At 74.3% G+C, this 13,401-nt stretch carries 12 protein-coding genes; 2 read left to right on the forward strand and 10 right to left on the reverse strand.

Annotated features, from left to right (window positions below; translation table 11 throughout):
• Positions 1-23 precede the first annotated feature (23 nt).
• The 3 genes from DN051_RS09675 to DN051_RS09685 are packed head-to-tail and all read right to left on the reverse strand — an operon-like array spanning position 24 to position 3,999.
• Entirely contained in the window at positions 24-515 is a 492-nt protein-coding gene (locus DN051_RS09675; protein ID WP_053761161.1) for a methylated-DNA--[protein]-cysteine S-methyltransferase, read from the reverse strand.
• 9 nt (positions 516-524) lie between these two features.
• A complete protein-coding gene (locus tag DN051_RS09680) occupies positions 525-2,006 on the reverse strand; it encodes an AlkA N-terminal domain-containing protein (RefSeq protein WP_281289058.1) in 1,482 nt (493 codons plus the stop codon).
• A gap of 55 nt (positions 2,007-2,061) precedes the next feature.
• On the reverse strand, positions 2,062-3,999 hold the full coding sequence (locus tag DN051_RS09685; protein ID WP_112438514.1) for a heavy metal translocating P-type ATPase: 1,938 nt from the start codon (positions 3,997-3,999) through the stop codon (positions 2,062-2,064).
• A gap of 65 nt (positions 4,000-4,064) precedes the next feature.
• On the opposite strand from DN051_RS09685, the gene DN051_RS09690 reads away from it, so the two are divergent.
• A complete protein-coding gene (locus tag DN051_RS09690; RefSeq protein ID WP_053761160.1) occupies positions 4,065-4,424 on the forward strand; it encodes an ArsR/SmtB family transcription factor in 360 nt (119 codons plus the stop codon).
• 91 nt (positions 4,425-4,515) lie between these two features.
• Here the strand turns inward: DN051_RS09690 and lpdA are convergent, their stop codons facing one another.
• From lpdA to DN051_RS09725, 7 genes are all read right to left on the reverse strand, one after another.
• Positions 4,516-5,928: a dihydrolipoyl dehydrogenase gene (lpdA, locus tag DN051_RS09695; RefSeq protein ID WP_112438515.1), complete on the reverse strand. Its 1,413-nt coding sequence runs from the start codon at positions 5,926-5,928 to the stop codon at positions 4,516-4,518.
• Positions 5,929-6,038: 110 nt separating this feature from the next.
• Positions 6,039-6,359, reverse strand: a complete 321-nt coding sequence (locus DN051_RS09700) for a DUF6343 family protein (protein ID WP_112438516.1) — start codon at positions 6,357-6,359, stop codon at positions 6,039-6,041.
• Positions 6,360-6,408: 49 nt separating this feature from the next.
• Positions 6,409-7,050: a phosphoribosyltransferase gene (locus DN051_RS09705; protein ID WP_053761157.1), complete on the reverse strand. Its 642-nt coding sequence runs from the start codon at positions 7,048-7,050 to the stop codon at positions 6,409-6,411.
• 446 nt (positions 7,051-7,496) lie between these two features.
• A complete protein-coding gene (locus DN051_RS09710; RefSeq protein WP_112438517.1) occupies positions 7,497-8,030 on the reverse strand; it encodes an O-acetyl-ADP-ribose deacetylase in 534 nt (177 codons plus the stop codon).
• Positions 8,027-9,436, reverse strand: a complete 1,410-nt coding sequence (locus DN051_RS09715; RefSeq protein WP_162625135.1) for a phytoene desaturase family protein — start codon at positions 9,434-9,436, stop codon at positions 8,027-8,029. The genes DN051_RS09710 and DN051_RS09715 overlap by 4 nt, the downstream gene beginning before the upstream one ends.
• A 108-nt stretch (positions 9,437-9,544) precedes the next feature.
• Entirely contained in the window at positions 9,545-10,390 is an 846-nt protein-coding gene (locus DN051_RS09720; RefSeq protein ID WP_053761154.1) for an inositol monophosphatase family protein, read from the reverse strand.
• A 109-nt stretch (positions 10,391-10,499) separates the two neighbouring features.
• Positions 10,500-12,329, reverse strand: coding sequence for a gamma-glutamyltransferase family protein (locus DN051_RS09725; RefSeq protein ID WP_112438519.1), 1,830 nt, complete (start codon positions 12,327-12,329; stop codon positions 10,500-10,502).
• Between the two features lie 127 nt (positions 12,330-12,456).
• Between DN051_RS09725 and DN051_RS09730 the strand changes: the two genes are divergently transcribed.
• A complete protein-coding gene (locus DN051_RS09730) occupies positions 12,457-13,383 on the forward strand; it encodes a LysR family transcriptional regulator (protein ID WP_112438520.1) in 927 nt (308 codons plus the stop codon).
• The last annotated feature ends 18 nt before the right edge of the window (positions 13,384-13,401 follow it).

Genomic DNA, 13,401 nt, shown 5'->3' on the forward strand with positions numbered 1-13,401 from the left:
CCCGGGCACGCCCCAGTGCGGCACTAGAAGAGGGCCGCGCCCCGTTCGAAGTCCAGCAGGCGCTGCTTGCGCTCCAGGCCGCCGCCGTAGCCGGTCAGGCCGCCGCTCGCGCCGATGACGCGATGGCAGGGGACGATGATGCCGACCGGGTTCCGGCCGTTGGCCAGGCCCACGGCGCGGGAGGCCTGGGGGTTGCCGAGGGTGTCGGCGAGTTCGCCGTAGGTGCGGGTCTCGCCGTAGGGGATGCCGCGCAGGCGCTCCCAGACGGACCGCTGGAACGGCGTGCCGTGCAGGCGGAGTTCGACGGTGAACTCCTTCAACTCGCCCGCGAAGTAGGCCTCCAGCTGTTCCTCGGCCTCGGCGAAGGGCGCCTCGTCGGGTTCGCCGAAGGTCTCCTCCGGCGGGCGGTGCCGCTGATCGGTCATGTACAGGCCGCACAGGACGCCGTCGTCGGCGACCAGGGTGAGGGGCCCGTACGGGCTGTCGATGACGGTGTGCTGCTTCTTGGCGGTCATGGAACGTCCCTAGACAGGAAGGAAGTTGATCGGGTGGCTGTCGGTCGCCCACAGGTACTGGACGGCGTACGCCCGCCAGGGCCGCCAGGCGGCCGACCGGGCGGTGAGGGCCGCGGGGGTGGACGGCAGGCCCAGCTCCCCCGCCGCACGGCGGATGCCGAGGTCGGTGGGGAGGAACGCGTCGGGGTCGCCGAGGGCGCGCATGGCGATGACGTCGGCCGTCCACGGCCCGAACCCCGGCAGGGCGAGCAGCAGCGCCCGGGTCCGCGGCCAGTCGCTCTCCACGCCCAGCTGGAGGGAGCCGTCGGCGAGCCGGCCGACGAGTGTGGTGAACGTCCGCCGGCGGGTGCCGGGCATCGCCAGCGTCTCGGGGTCGATCGCGGCGAGCGCCTCCGGGGCGGGGAAGAGGTGGGTGAGCCCGCCCTCGGGGTCGTCGACGGGCTCGCCGTGCGCGGTGACCAGGCGCGCGGCGTGGGTGCGGGCGGCGGCGGTGGAGACCTGCTGTCCCAGTACGGCCCGTACGGCGAACTCCGCCTCGTCGACGGTGCGCGGCACCCGTCGGCCCGGGGCCTTGTCCACCAGCGGCGCGAGAACCGGGTCGGTGCGCAGATGGCCGTCGACGGCGACCGGGTCGGCGTCCAGGTCGAGCATGCGGCGGCAGCGGCTGATGGCGACCGGCAGGTCGCGCAGGTCGCTGAGGGTGAGGCGGCAGGCGATGTGGTCGGGGTGCGGGGTGAGCGCGGCGATGCCGTGGCCGTACGGCAGGCGGAGCGTGCGCCGGTAGGCGCCGTCCCGCCATTCCTCCACGCCCGGTACGGCGGTGGCGGCCAGGTGGCCGAAGAGGTTGTCCGGGTTGAGCGGGGCGCGGAACGGCAGCCGCAGGGACAGGGCGCCGGGGGTGTTTCCGGCGCGGCCCCGCGGCACCCGGGTGCGCAGTTCGCTCGGGGTGAGGGCGTAGACCTCGCGGACGGTGTCGTTGAAGGTGCGGATCGAGGAGAAGCCGGCCGCGAACGCGATCTGCGCCATGGGGAGCGCGGTCGTCTCGACGAGCAGCCGGGCGGTCTGGGCGCGCTGGGCGCGGGCCAGGGCGAGCGGGCCGGCGCCCAGTTCGGCGAGCAGCTGGCGTTCCACCTGGCGGGTGCTGTAGCCGAGCCGTGCGGCGAGCCCGGGCACGCCGTCGCGGTCGACGACGCCGTCGGCGATCAGCCGCACGGCCCGGGCGACCGCGTCGGCCCGCTGGTTCCACTCCGGGGAGCCGGGGCTGGTGTCCGGGCGGCAGCGCTTGCAGGCCCGGAAACCGGCCTGCTGGCAGGCGGCCGCGCTCGGGTGGAACACCATGTTCTCGGGCTTCGGCGGCACGACGGGGCAGCTGGGCCGGCAGTAGATCCCGGTGCTCAGGACCGCGGTGAAGAACCATCCGTCGAACCGGGCGTCCTTGGACCGGACAGCGCGCAGACAGCGCTCGGTGTCGGTGTGCATCCCGTTCTGCATGCCTCCAGCATCGGCCACCGGCCGGGCCCGGGCTGGCGAGAATCCGACATCGACCTCAGGTGTCCTGGGGCGGGCCGGATCGCCAGGCCGACTCACGCAGCAGCCGGAGTCCGTTCAGGCCGACCAGCACCGTCGACCCCTCGTGCCCGGCGACACCGAGCGGCAGCGGAAGGTGGCCGGCCAGGTCCCAGACGACCAGCACGGTGATGAACGTGCCCGCGACGACCAGGTTCTGCACGACGAGCCGGCGGGCCGCCCGGGAGAGCCGTACGACCGCGGGGACGGTGGCCAGTTCGTCGCGTACGACGACGGCGTCCGCGCTCTCCAGGGCGAGGTCGGAGCCCGCGCGGCCCATGGCCAGTCCGCAGTGCGCGGCGGCCAGGGCGGGAGCGTCGTTGACGCCGTCGCCGACGAAGAGGACCTTGCGGCCGGCCCCCTGAAGGCCGCGTACGGCGTTGACCTTGTCCTCGGGCAGCAGCCCTGCGCGCACGTCGGTGATGCCGGTGGCCTCGGCGACCCGGGCGGCGGCGGGTGCGGTGTCGCCGGTGAGCAGGACGGGGGAGATCCCGGTGAGGGCGGTGAGCGCGGCGGTGGCGGCGGGCGCCTCGGGGCGGAGGCGGTCGGTGAGGGCGAGCGTGCCGACCGGTGCGCCGTCGCGGACGACCAGGACGACGGTCGCGCCGTCCGCGCGCCCGGTGGGCACCGGCGCGCGGCCGACGCTCACCTCGTGCCCCTCGACCACCGCGGTGACCCCCCGGCCCGGGGCGGCACTGAAGTCGGCGGCGGGCGCGATCGGCAGGTTCCGGGCGCGGGCGGCAGTCACGATCGCGCGGGCCAGCGGGTGCTCGCTGGAATACTCGGCCGCGGCGGCCAGCGCGAGGAGGCGGTCCTCGTCGAGGCCGGAGTCGGACAGCGGCCGTACATGTGTCACCTCGGGCGCGCCCTCGGTGAGGGTGCCGGTCTTGTCCAGGGCGGCGAGGTCGATCTCGCCGAGGCGCTCCATCGCGACCGCCGACTTGACCAGCACGCCGTGCCGGCCCGCGTTGGCGATGGCGGACAGCAGGGGCGGCATCGTCGCCAGGACGACGGCGCACGGAGAGGCGACGATCATGAAGGTCATGGCGCGCAGCAACGCGTCGGTGAGGGCGGCGCCGAAGGCGAGCGGCACGGCGAAGACGGCGAGGGTGGCGGCCACCACGCCGACCGCGTAGCGCTGTTCGACCTTCTCGATGAACAACTGGGTGGGCGCCTTGGTGCGGGAGGCCTCCTCGACCAGGGTGACGATCCGGGCGATGACGAAGTCGGCGGGGTCGCGGGCGACGCGGACGCGCAGGGCGCCGGCGCCGTTGAGGGTGCCCGCGAAGACCTCGTCGCCGGGGCGTTTGACGACGGGCAGGGGTTCGCCGGTGACGGTGGCCTGGTCGGCCTCGCTGACGCCGTCCAGGACCGTGCCGTCGGCGCCGATGCGCTCGCCGGGGCGGACCAGCAGCACATCGCCGACGGCGAGTGCGCAGGCCGGTACGGTCCGCTCGGTGCCGTCCTCGGCCAGCCGGGTCGCCGTGGCGGGGGCGAGGTCGAGCAGACCGCGCACGGAGTCCGCGGTACGGGCGGTGGCGAGGGCCTCCAGGGCGCCCGAGGTGGCGAAGATGACGATCAGCAGGGCGCCGTCGAGGACTTGTCCGATCGAGGCCGCGCCGAGCGCCGCGACGATCATCAGCAGGTCGACGTCGAGGGTCTTCTCACGCAGTGCGCGCAGCCCTTCGAGGGCCGGTTCCCAGCCGCCGGTGACGTACGCGAGCGCGTAGAGGGGGCCGTACGCCCACCCGGGGGCGCCGCCGAGGTCCAGGGCGAGCGCCACCAGGAAGGCCACGAGGGCCGCGAGCGCCCAGCGGGCCTCGGGCAGGGCGAGGACGCGCGTGCGGCGCCGGGGTGCCCTCGGGGTGCGGGTGGGGGACGCATGGGGTGCGAGAGTCGCTGACACGCCGGCCACCATACAGGAATACATGAAGAACCATTCACATGAAGAGGGATTCATGTGACCTCGGTAAGATACCGCTCATGGGTCACGGAGCAGTCACCGCCGCACAGGACACGCCGCGCGTCCGCCTGGACGCGGACAACGTGGCCAAGGTGGCCACCACGCTCCAGGCCCTGTCCACCCCGTCCCGGCTGCTGATCCTCGCGCGGCTGCGCGAAGGCCCGCTGCCCGCCACCGAGTTGGCCGCCGAGGTGGGCATGGAGCAGTCCGCGTGCTCGCACCAGCTGCGGCTGCTGCGCAACCTCGGGCTGGTGGTGGGCGAGCGCCGCGGCCGGTCGGTGGTGTACGCCCTGCACGACGACCATGTCGCGCAACTCCTCGACCAGGCCGTGTACCACGTGGAGCATCTGCGGCTGGGCGTGAGCGACACGGCCGACTAGCCGGCACCCGGGCCGGCGGCACCCGGCGGACACGGTACGGACGGCGGGGCGGGCCGAGGTTCTTCGGCGCGGGCGGCCCGCTCCCCCTCCCCTACATGTTGATCATGTGGCCGGCCAGTCCGTGCACCGCCTCCTTGACCGCCTCGCCCAGCGTCGGGTGCGCGTGCACGTTGCGGGCCACCTCGTGGACCGTCAGGTCCCACTGCTGAGCCAGGGTCAGTTCGGGCAGCAGCTCCGTGACGTCCGGGCCGATCAGATGACCTCCGAGGAGCTCCCCGTACCTGGCGTCGCTGATCAGCTTCACGAACCCCGTCGCGTCGCCGAGGCCGTGCGCCTTGCCGTTGGCCGTGAAGGGGAACTTCGCCACCTTGACGTCATGGCCCAGCGCACGCGCCTGCTCCTCGGTGTGGCCGAAGCTGGCGATCTGCGGCCGGCAGTAGGTGGCGCGCGGGATCATCACGTAGTCGAGCTCCATCGTCTCCGCGTCCGCGATGGTCTCGGCGGCGATCACGCCCATCGCCTCGGCGGCGTGCGCGAGCATCAGTTTCGCGGTGACGTCGCCGATGGCGAAGATGTGCGGCACCGAGGTGCGGCAGCGGCCGTCGACGGCGACGGCACCGCGCTCGGTGACCGTGACACCGGTGTTCTCCAGGCCGTAGCCGGTGACGTTCGGGGCGAAGCCGATGGCCTGGAGGACCTTGTCGGCCTCCAGCACCTGCCGGGAGCCGTCCCCGGCGGTGACCTGGACGCGGACCTGCGGGCCGGACTCGTCGACGGCGTCGACCCGGGTCGAGGTCAGCACGTCGATGCCCAGCTTGCGGTACTGGCGGGCGAGTTCGGCGGACACCTCGGCGTCCTCCAGCGGGGCGACGCGGTCGAGGAACTCGACGATCGTGACCTTCACACCGTAGTTGTGCAGGACGTACGCGAACTCGACGCCGATCGCTCCGGCCCCCGCGATGACGATCGAGCGCGGCAGCTCCTCGGCGAGGATCTGCTCCTCGTACGTCACCACGCGCGCGGTGCGACGGGTGCCGGGCAGCAGCCTCGGGGTGGCGCCGGTCGCGATGACGCAGTGGTCGAAGCCGATCGTGCGGGTCCCGCCGTCGTAGCCGGTGACCTGGATCGTGTGCGGGTCGAGGAACACGCCGCGCCCGTCGAACTCCGTGATCCCGTTCTTCTTCATCAGGTAGTGCACGCCCTTGACCCGGCCGTCCGCGACGCGGCGGCTGCGGCGGAACGCCTCCCCGTAGTCGAACGTGATCTCACCGTCCGCCCTGATCCCGAAGGTCTTCGCCTCGCGGGTGACGATGTGCGCGAGTTCCGCGTTGCGCAGCAGGGCCTTGGTGGGAATGCAGCCGACGTTCAGGCAGACACCGCCCCAGTACTTCTCCTCGACGACGGCGACACGTCCGCCCAGTTGGGCGGCGCGCACGGCGGCGACGTAACCGCCGGGGCCCGCTCCGAGAACGACGACGTCGAAGCGCTCGTCCTGCTCGTCCATGCGCCGGGTCCCCTTCGGTGTGGTCAAGCGCGGTTCGGCCGGGTACGTGCTTCAGGGATTCTTCCGCCCGGACCTGCTCCCCGCCACACCGATCGCCGTGATCCGGGCGCTCAGCCGGGCCGCGCGGCCCGCTCCTGGCGCATCCGGCGTCGCACCACGAGACCGTCCGCCGCGGCGATCACCGCGAGGACGCCGCAGGCGACGGCCAGCCCGGTCAGCGCCCCCGTTCCGGGCGAGTCCCCGGGCCCGGAGGAGGCCGCCCAGAGGCCGAACAGCACGGCCGCCGCGAGGAAGACGGGCAGGAAGATGCCGCTGAGCAGCAGACGCAGCCGCAGCGGGCTCTGCGCGGTGACCGGCTCGGTGCCGGTGCGCGGGAAGCGGCGTCCGGTCGTGCCGGAACGCTCGCGGGGTGCCGGGTCTCTGGCGGACACGACTCTCTCCCCTCGGTGGGCGGGTGCGGTACGCCTGACGGGCGGCGGCTCAGTCGCCGTGCAGGGCGTCCAGCACGTCCTCGTCGGTCAGCTGCCCGAAGTCCTCGTACCACAGGCCGACCGCCTGGAACGGACTCGGGCGCATCAGGCACACCACGTCGTCGGCGTCGCCCCGCAACAGCTCGGCCGCCTCGTGCGAGCCGACCGGGACGGCGACCACGACACGGGCGGGCTCGCGCCGGCGCACGGCCCGTACGGCGGCCCGGGCGGTGGCTCCGGTGGCGAGCCCGTCGTCGACCAGGATCGCGGTGCGTCCGCGCAGGTCGGCGGCGGGGCGGTCCTGCCGGTAGCGCTGTTCGCGGCGGCGCAGTTCCGTCCGTTCGCGGGCGACGACGGGTTCGAGGTCCTGCTCGGTCAGGCCCAGCAGTTCCAGGGCGCGTGCGTCGAACAGCGGGGGCTCGTCGCCGGCGAGCGCCCCGACGCCGTACTCCTCGTGGGAGGGCGCCCCGATCTTCCGGACGACGAGCACGTCGAGCGGGGCGCCGAGCGCCAGCGCCACCTCCCGGGCCACGGTGACACCGCCGCGGGGCAGGGCCAGGACGACCGGGTCCGGGAGGGTGCCCTTCTCCTGGAGGATGCGCAGATGCTCGGCCAGCTCCAGACCGGCCTGCGCACGGTCACGGAAACGCATGTCGCACCACCTGCCTGCCGTCTTCTCGCACCGCTTCGCGCTCCGCTGCGGTACGGGTTTCCACTGGGCGGCGGGCGACACACGGATGATCACGGGAGCGGGTGGGGGCGGGTCGGGGGCAGGGACGGGACGACGGGGCGGCCAGCCGCGGGAAGGCCGCGTGAAGGGTAGGCCGCGTGAATGGGGGCTCCCGGGCCGTGGCGGCTCATGGGCCGGGGCTCACGGGCGGTGACGGCTCGTGGGCGGTGGGCTGCGGACCGGGCGGGTCGGCGGCGGCCCGCCGGGGCGGACAGACGGGCCGGACGGGCGCCGGCCCGTCTGTCCGGAGGATCGGCGATGGCCTGCGGGCCGGGCGGATGAGCGCCAGCCTGCGAATGGGCGGGCCGGGCGAACCGGTGCTGGGCTGCGGACCGGGCGGGCCGACGGGCCCGGTGGCCGGGCGGGCGTCAGCCCGCGGGTTCGTCTCCCTCGGACTTCGCCCGGGCGAACGCCTCGTACGCCCGGTCGTCGAAGAGGACGAACCTGATCTCCTCGACCGATGTCGGCGTGGACCGTACCGTGCCCAGGGCGATCCGCGCGGCGTCCGCCATCGGCCACCGGTAGACACCGGTGGAGACCGCCGGGAACGCGACCGTGCGGGCGCCCAGCTCGTCCGCCACCCGCAGGGACTCCCGGTAGCAGGAGGCGAGCAGGTCGGAGCGGTCCTCCTGCTCGGAGTACACGGGGCCGACGGTGTGGACGACCCAGCGGGCGTCCAGCCGGCCCGCCGTGGTGGCGACCGCCCGGCCGGTGGGCAGACCCCTGCCGTACCGGGAGGCCCGCAGCTTGCGGCACTCCTCCAGGATGGCGGGACCGCCGCGCCGGTGGATGGCGCCGTCGACGCCACCGCCGCCGAGCAGCGAGGAATTCGCGGCGTTGACGATCGCGTCGACGCTCTGCCGGGTGATGTCGCCCTGGACCAGGGTGATCGTGGTGGTCATGTCTGCCTCAGTCGCTTCCACACGGCCTTCGCCGCGTTGTGCCCGGACATGCCGTGCACGCCGGGACCCGGCGGGGTGGCCGAGGAACAGATGAAGACGGCGGGGTGCGGGGTGCCGTACGGGAACAGGGACAGCTTGGGGCGCAGCACGCTCTGGAGGCCGGCCACCGCGCCGGAGCCGATGTCACCGCCCACGTAGTTGGCGTTGCGGGCGGCGAGTTCGGGCGGGCCGGCGACGGCGCGGGCCAGGACCCGGTCGCGGAACCCGGGGGCGAAGCGCTCCAGTTGGCGCTCCATCACATCGGTGAGGTCGCCGGTCCAGCCGTTGGGGACATGGCCGTACGCCCAGAACACCTGCCGGCCCGCCGGCGCTCTGGAGGGGTCCACGACGCCGGGCTGCACGGTGATGAGGAACGGCGCGTCGGGTGCCCGGCCCTCACGGGAGACGGCGCGCAGGGCCGTGCCGATCTCCCGGCTGTCGGCGCCGATCTGCACGGTGCCGGCCCGGCGGGCGTCGGGGGCGGTCCACGGCACCGGGCCGTCCAGGGCGTAGTCGACCTTGAAGACGCCGGGGCCGTACCGGTAGCCCTCGTAGTAGCGGCCGAGGCCCGCGATACGGGCCAGGGCGGTGGGAGAGGTGTCGAAGACGTACGCCCGGGCGGGCGGCAGGTCGTCGAGGCGCTTGACCTCGTAGTCGGTGTGGACCGTGCCGCCGAGGTCCTCCAGGTACGCGGCGAGCGCGTCGGAGATGGACTGGGATCCGCCGCGGGCCACGGGCCAGCCCCCGGTGTGCGCGGCGAGGGCGAAGACCAGGCCGACGGCCCCCGTGGCGAAGCCGCTCAACGGCGCCATGACGTGCGCGACGAGACCGGCGAAGAGGGTCTTGGCCCGCTCGTCGTGGAACCGGCGGGTCAGCCAGGTCGACGGGGGCAGACCGACCAGGCCGAAACGGGCCAGCGTCACCGGGTCGCGGGGCAGGGCGGTGAGCGGCAGGGACATGAAGTCCCGGACCAGGGTGTCCCACTTGGGCAGGAAAGGCGCCACCAGCCTGCGGTACGCCCCGGCGTCGCGGGGGCCGAACGACGCGGCCGTCTCCCCCACGCTGCGGGCCAGCACGGCCGCGGTGCCGTCGGTGAAGGGGTGCGCCATGGGCAGCTCGGGCTGGAGCCACTCCAGTCCGTACCGGTGCAGGGGCAGGGCGCGGAAGGCCGGGGAGGCGATACCGAGTGGATGCGCCGCCGAGCACGGGTCGTGGCGGAAGCCGGGCAGCGTCAGTTCCTCGGTGCGCGCTCCGCCGCCGACGGTGTCCCGGGCCTCGAAGACGGCCACGGAGAATCCGCGGCGGGCCAGCTCCACGGCAGCGGTCAGTCCGTTCGGCCCCGCACCCACCACGACCGCATCGAGTATCGACGGCACCTTCGGACCCCTTCGTCAGCCGATGGCCACTCAGGATCAGGATATGCCGGGGGACCGACGATCCCTCTCGACGGGTGGCCCCGGTGCGGTGTTGCGGGCTCAGACCGACGAGGCCAGCAGCCCCGCGACCCGTCGCGCGGTGGCCGTGTCGCGGGCCGCGGTGAACGGCAGCGCGTTGCCGCCGGTGATGCGGAACGGCTCGCCCGTGCGCGTCAGGTGGGCGCCACCCGCCTCCTCGACCAGCAGCAGGCCCGCCGCATGGTCCCAGGCGGCCTCCCAGGAGAACGCGGTCGCGTCCAACTCGCCCCGGGCGACGGCGAGATACTCCAGTCCGGCGGAACCGCACTCGCGGGGCGCGACGCCGTCCGTCCACAGACCGAGCAGTGCGCGCTTCTGCTCCTGCGTGGTGTAGTCCGGGTGGGACGTGGCGATCGTCAGGTCGCGTCCCGGTGCGGGCGGACCGGCGAACAGGCGCTCGCCGTCCAGGAACGCGCCCTTGCCGCGCACGGCCGTGGCCAGTTGGTCACGGGCGGGCGCGTACGTCCACGAAGCCGTCAGCACGCCGCGCACCGAGAGTGCGACCAGGGTGCAGAAGCCGTCGTCGCCGTGCACGAACTGCCGGGTGCCGTCGACCGGGTCGATGATCCACACGGGTGCCTCGCCCCGTATCGCCTCGTACGACGCGGGGTTGGCGTGGACCGCTTCCTCTCCGACGACCACGGAGCCGGGCAGGAGCTCGACGAGCACCTCTGTGAGGTACCGCTCGGCCAGCCGGTCGGCGTCCGTGACCAGGTCGTGCGGGCCGCTCTTCTGGTCGATCTCGTCGGCGGCCAGCCGGCGGAAACGCGGCATGATCTCGGCGGCGGCGGCCTTGCGGACGGCCTCCTCCACGTCGGTCGAGCGGTGGGCGAGAAACTCGTCGATGGTTTCGTTGTCTTCGATCATGCCTCCATGAGAGCACGCGCCTCTGACAATCCCCACCCTGCCGGTGTACTCCGGGTGGAATCGGCATGAATGCCCGGGACTGCCCGGTCGCCCCTCGGATCGTCGCAGGTCAGCGGCCCACCGCGTAGCCCTGCATACCGCGTGGATTCGCCGCCGCCGACAGGACGCCGGTCCCGGGGTCCCGGGCGACGGCGCACAGCCGTCCCTCGGACCACTCGGCGCCGACCGTGACGTCGTGGCCGCGCCGCCGCAGCTCGGCCACGACGGCGGGGTCCGTGCGGGCCTCGACCGTCACGCTGCCGGGGCGCATCCCGCGCGGGTGGAAGGAGCCGGGGAAGCTGTCGTTGTGCCAGTTCGGGGCGTCGACGGCGCCCTGGAGGTCGAGGCCGCCACGCACCGGGGCGCGCAGCGCGACCGCCAGGAAGAAGTGCAGCTGCCACTGGTCCTGCTGGTCGCCGCCGGGTGTGCCGAACGCCATGACCGGCACACCGTCGCGCAGGGCGATCGACGGGGTGAGGGTGGTGCGCGGGCGGCGTCCCGGGGTGAGCGTGTTCGGCAGGCCCTCGTCGAGCCAGGCCATCTGGAGCCGGGTGCCGAGCGGGAAGCCCAGTTCGGGGACGACGGGGTTGGACTGGAGCCAGCCGCCGCTGGGGGTGGCGGCGACCATGTTGCCCCAGCGGTCGACGACGTCGAGGTGGCAGGTGTCGCCGCGGGTGGCGCCCCGGGCGGTGACGTGGGGTTCGCCCGGCTCGGGGGAGGTCCGCGGCACGGCCACCGTGGGCTCGCCGGCGCCGGGCGCGCCGCGGTGCGTCGCCTGCCTGGCCGCCGCGGTGAGCGCGTGCGCGGACAGCCGCGGCGCGCGCCCGCCGGGGCTGCCGGGCCGCAGCTCGCCGGACGCCCGCTCACCGACGAGCCCGCGCCGCTCGGCGTTGTAGGCGTCCGACAGCAGGTCCTCGACGGGTACCTCGGCCGCGTCCCCGTACCAGGCCTCCCGGTCGGCCATGGCGAGCTTGCAGCCCTCGATCAGCAGGTGGACGTAGTCCGCCGAGCCGTACGGCGGCAGGTCGGGCGGCAGCAGCGCGAGTTGCTGGAGCAGGACCGGGCCCTGGCTCCAGGGACCGGCCTTGCACACGGTCCAGCCGTTCCAGTCGTAGGTCGCGGGCGCTTCGTAGGTCGCGGACCAGCCGGCCAGGTCGGCCTCGGTCAGCGTGCCGGTGTGGCGCTCGCCGCTGGTGTCCATGGTCGGCCGCCGCGCCTGGCGCACCAGCGCCTCGGCGATGAACCCGGTGCGCCAGGTGTGCCGGGCCGCCTCGATCCGGGCCTCGCGGTCCCCGGCACCGTCGACCTCGGCGAGCAGCCGCCGCCAGGTGGCGGCGAGCGCCGGGTTGCGCAGCAGTTCACCGGGCCGCGGTGCGCGGCCGCCCGGCAGGTACACGTCCGCGGACGTGGTCCATTCGGTTTCGAACAGCTCGCGCACGGTCTCCACGGTCTCACCGACGCGTTCCACGGGCGCGTGCCCGTGCTCGGCGTATCCGATGGCGTACGCCAGGACCTCGGCGAGGGACTTGGTGCCGTGGTCGCGCAGCAGGAGCATCCACGCGTCGAAGGCCCCGGGCACCGCGGCGGCGAGCGGCCCGGTGCCGGGGACGAGGTCCAGACCGAGTCCCCGGTAGTGCGCCGCGGTCGCCCCGGCGGGAGCCACGCCCTGCCCGCACAGCACCTGCACCTCGCCGCCGGCCGGGGCGAGCAGGATGGGCACCTCGCCGGCCGGTCCGTTCAGGTGCGGCTCGACGACGTGCAGCACGAAGGCGCCGGCCACGGCCGCGTCGTAGGCGTTGCCGCCGTTCTCCAGGACGGCCATCGCGGACTGCGAGGCCAGCCAGTGCGTGGACGACACCATGCCGAAGGTGCCCTGGAGTGTGGGGCGGGTGGTGAACATGTGGGACCTCACCTCGCTGTTCGGGGCCGGGGCGGCGGGTCGCCCGGTCAGCCGGCAGGCTATCGACCGGCCCGTTCCGCCTCGCTCCCGCCCGGCGTTCCGGCGGCCCGCCGGGTAGATCACCGGTGTGCTGCTTCGCCGACTCGAGTACCTGGTCGCCCTGTCCCGGGAGCGGCACTTCGCCCGTGCCGCGCAGGCCTGCTACGTCTCCCGGCCCGCGCTCTCGGAGGCGATCCGGAAGCTGGAGGACGAGCTGGACGTCCCGCTGGTCCGGCGCGGCCGGAAGTACGAGGGCCTCACTCCCGAGGGCGAGCGCATCGTGGTGTGGGCGCAGCGGATCCTGGCCGACCGCGACGCCCTCAAGGACGAGGTCGGCGCCCTGCGCACCGGGCTGAGCGGCACGCTGCGGATCGGCGTCATCCCCACCGCGGCCGGCGCCGTGGCCCAGTTGACCGCCCCGTTCTGCGCGGCGCGCCCGCTGGTCACCGTGACGGTGCTGGGCGATCTCCAGGCCGACGACATCCTCCGGCAGCTGACCCGTTTCGAGATCGACGCCGGGATCACCTATCTGCACGAGGATCTGCCGGACACCTTCCGGGCCGTCGCGCCGTACCGGGAGCGGCACGTGCTGCTGACCGGCGCCGCCGACGGGACGGCGCAGCGGGCGACGGTCTCCTGGGCGGAGGCGTCGCGGCTGCCGCTGTGTCTGCTGACCGGGGCCGTGCAGGGCCGACGGGTGGTGGACGAGGTGTTCGCGGAGGTCGGGCTGCGGTCGTCGCCCCGGGTCGAGACCGATTCGGTGGCCGGACTGTTCGCCCATGTGAGGACCGGCCGGTGGGCCGGCATCGTGCCGCACGCCTGGCTGCACGTCTTCGGTGTGCCACCCGGGATGCGGGCGGTGCCGCTGGTCGAGCCCGCGCGGGAGGTATCGGTCGGACTGGTCACCACCGCCAGGAAGCCGGGCTCGGTGATGGCGCGGGCCCTGCGGGAGCTCGCCCGGAGCACCGACGTGGAGGCGGCTCTGGAGCGGCTCCCGGGGGACCTGGGGCGGTGACGCGGGGACGCGCCGGTG

It is taken from the genome of Streptomyces cadmiisoli, from assembly GCF_003261055.1.
Taxonomy (GTDB): domain Bacteria; phylum Actinomycetota; class Actinomycetes; order Streptomycetales; family Streptomycetaceae; genus Streptomyces; species Streptomyces cadmiisoli.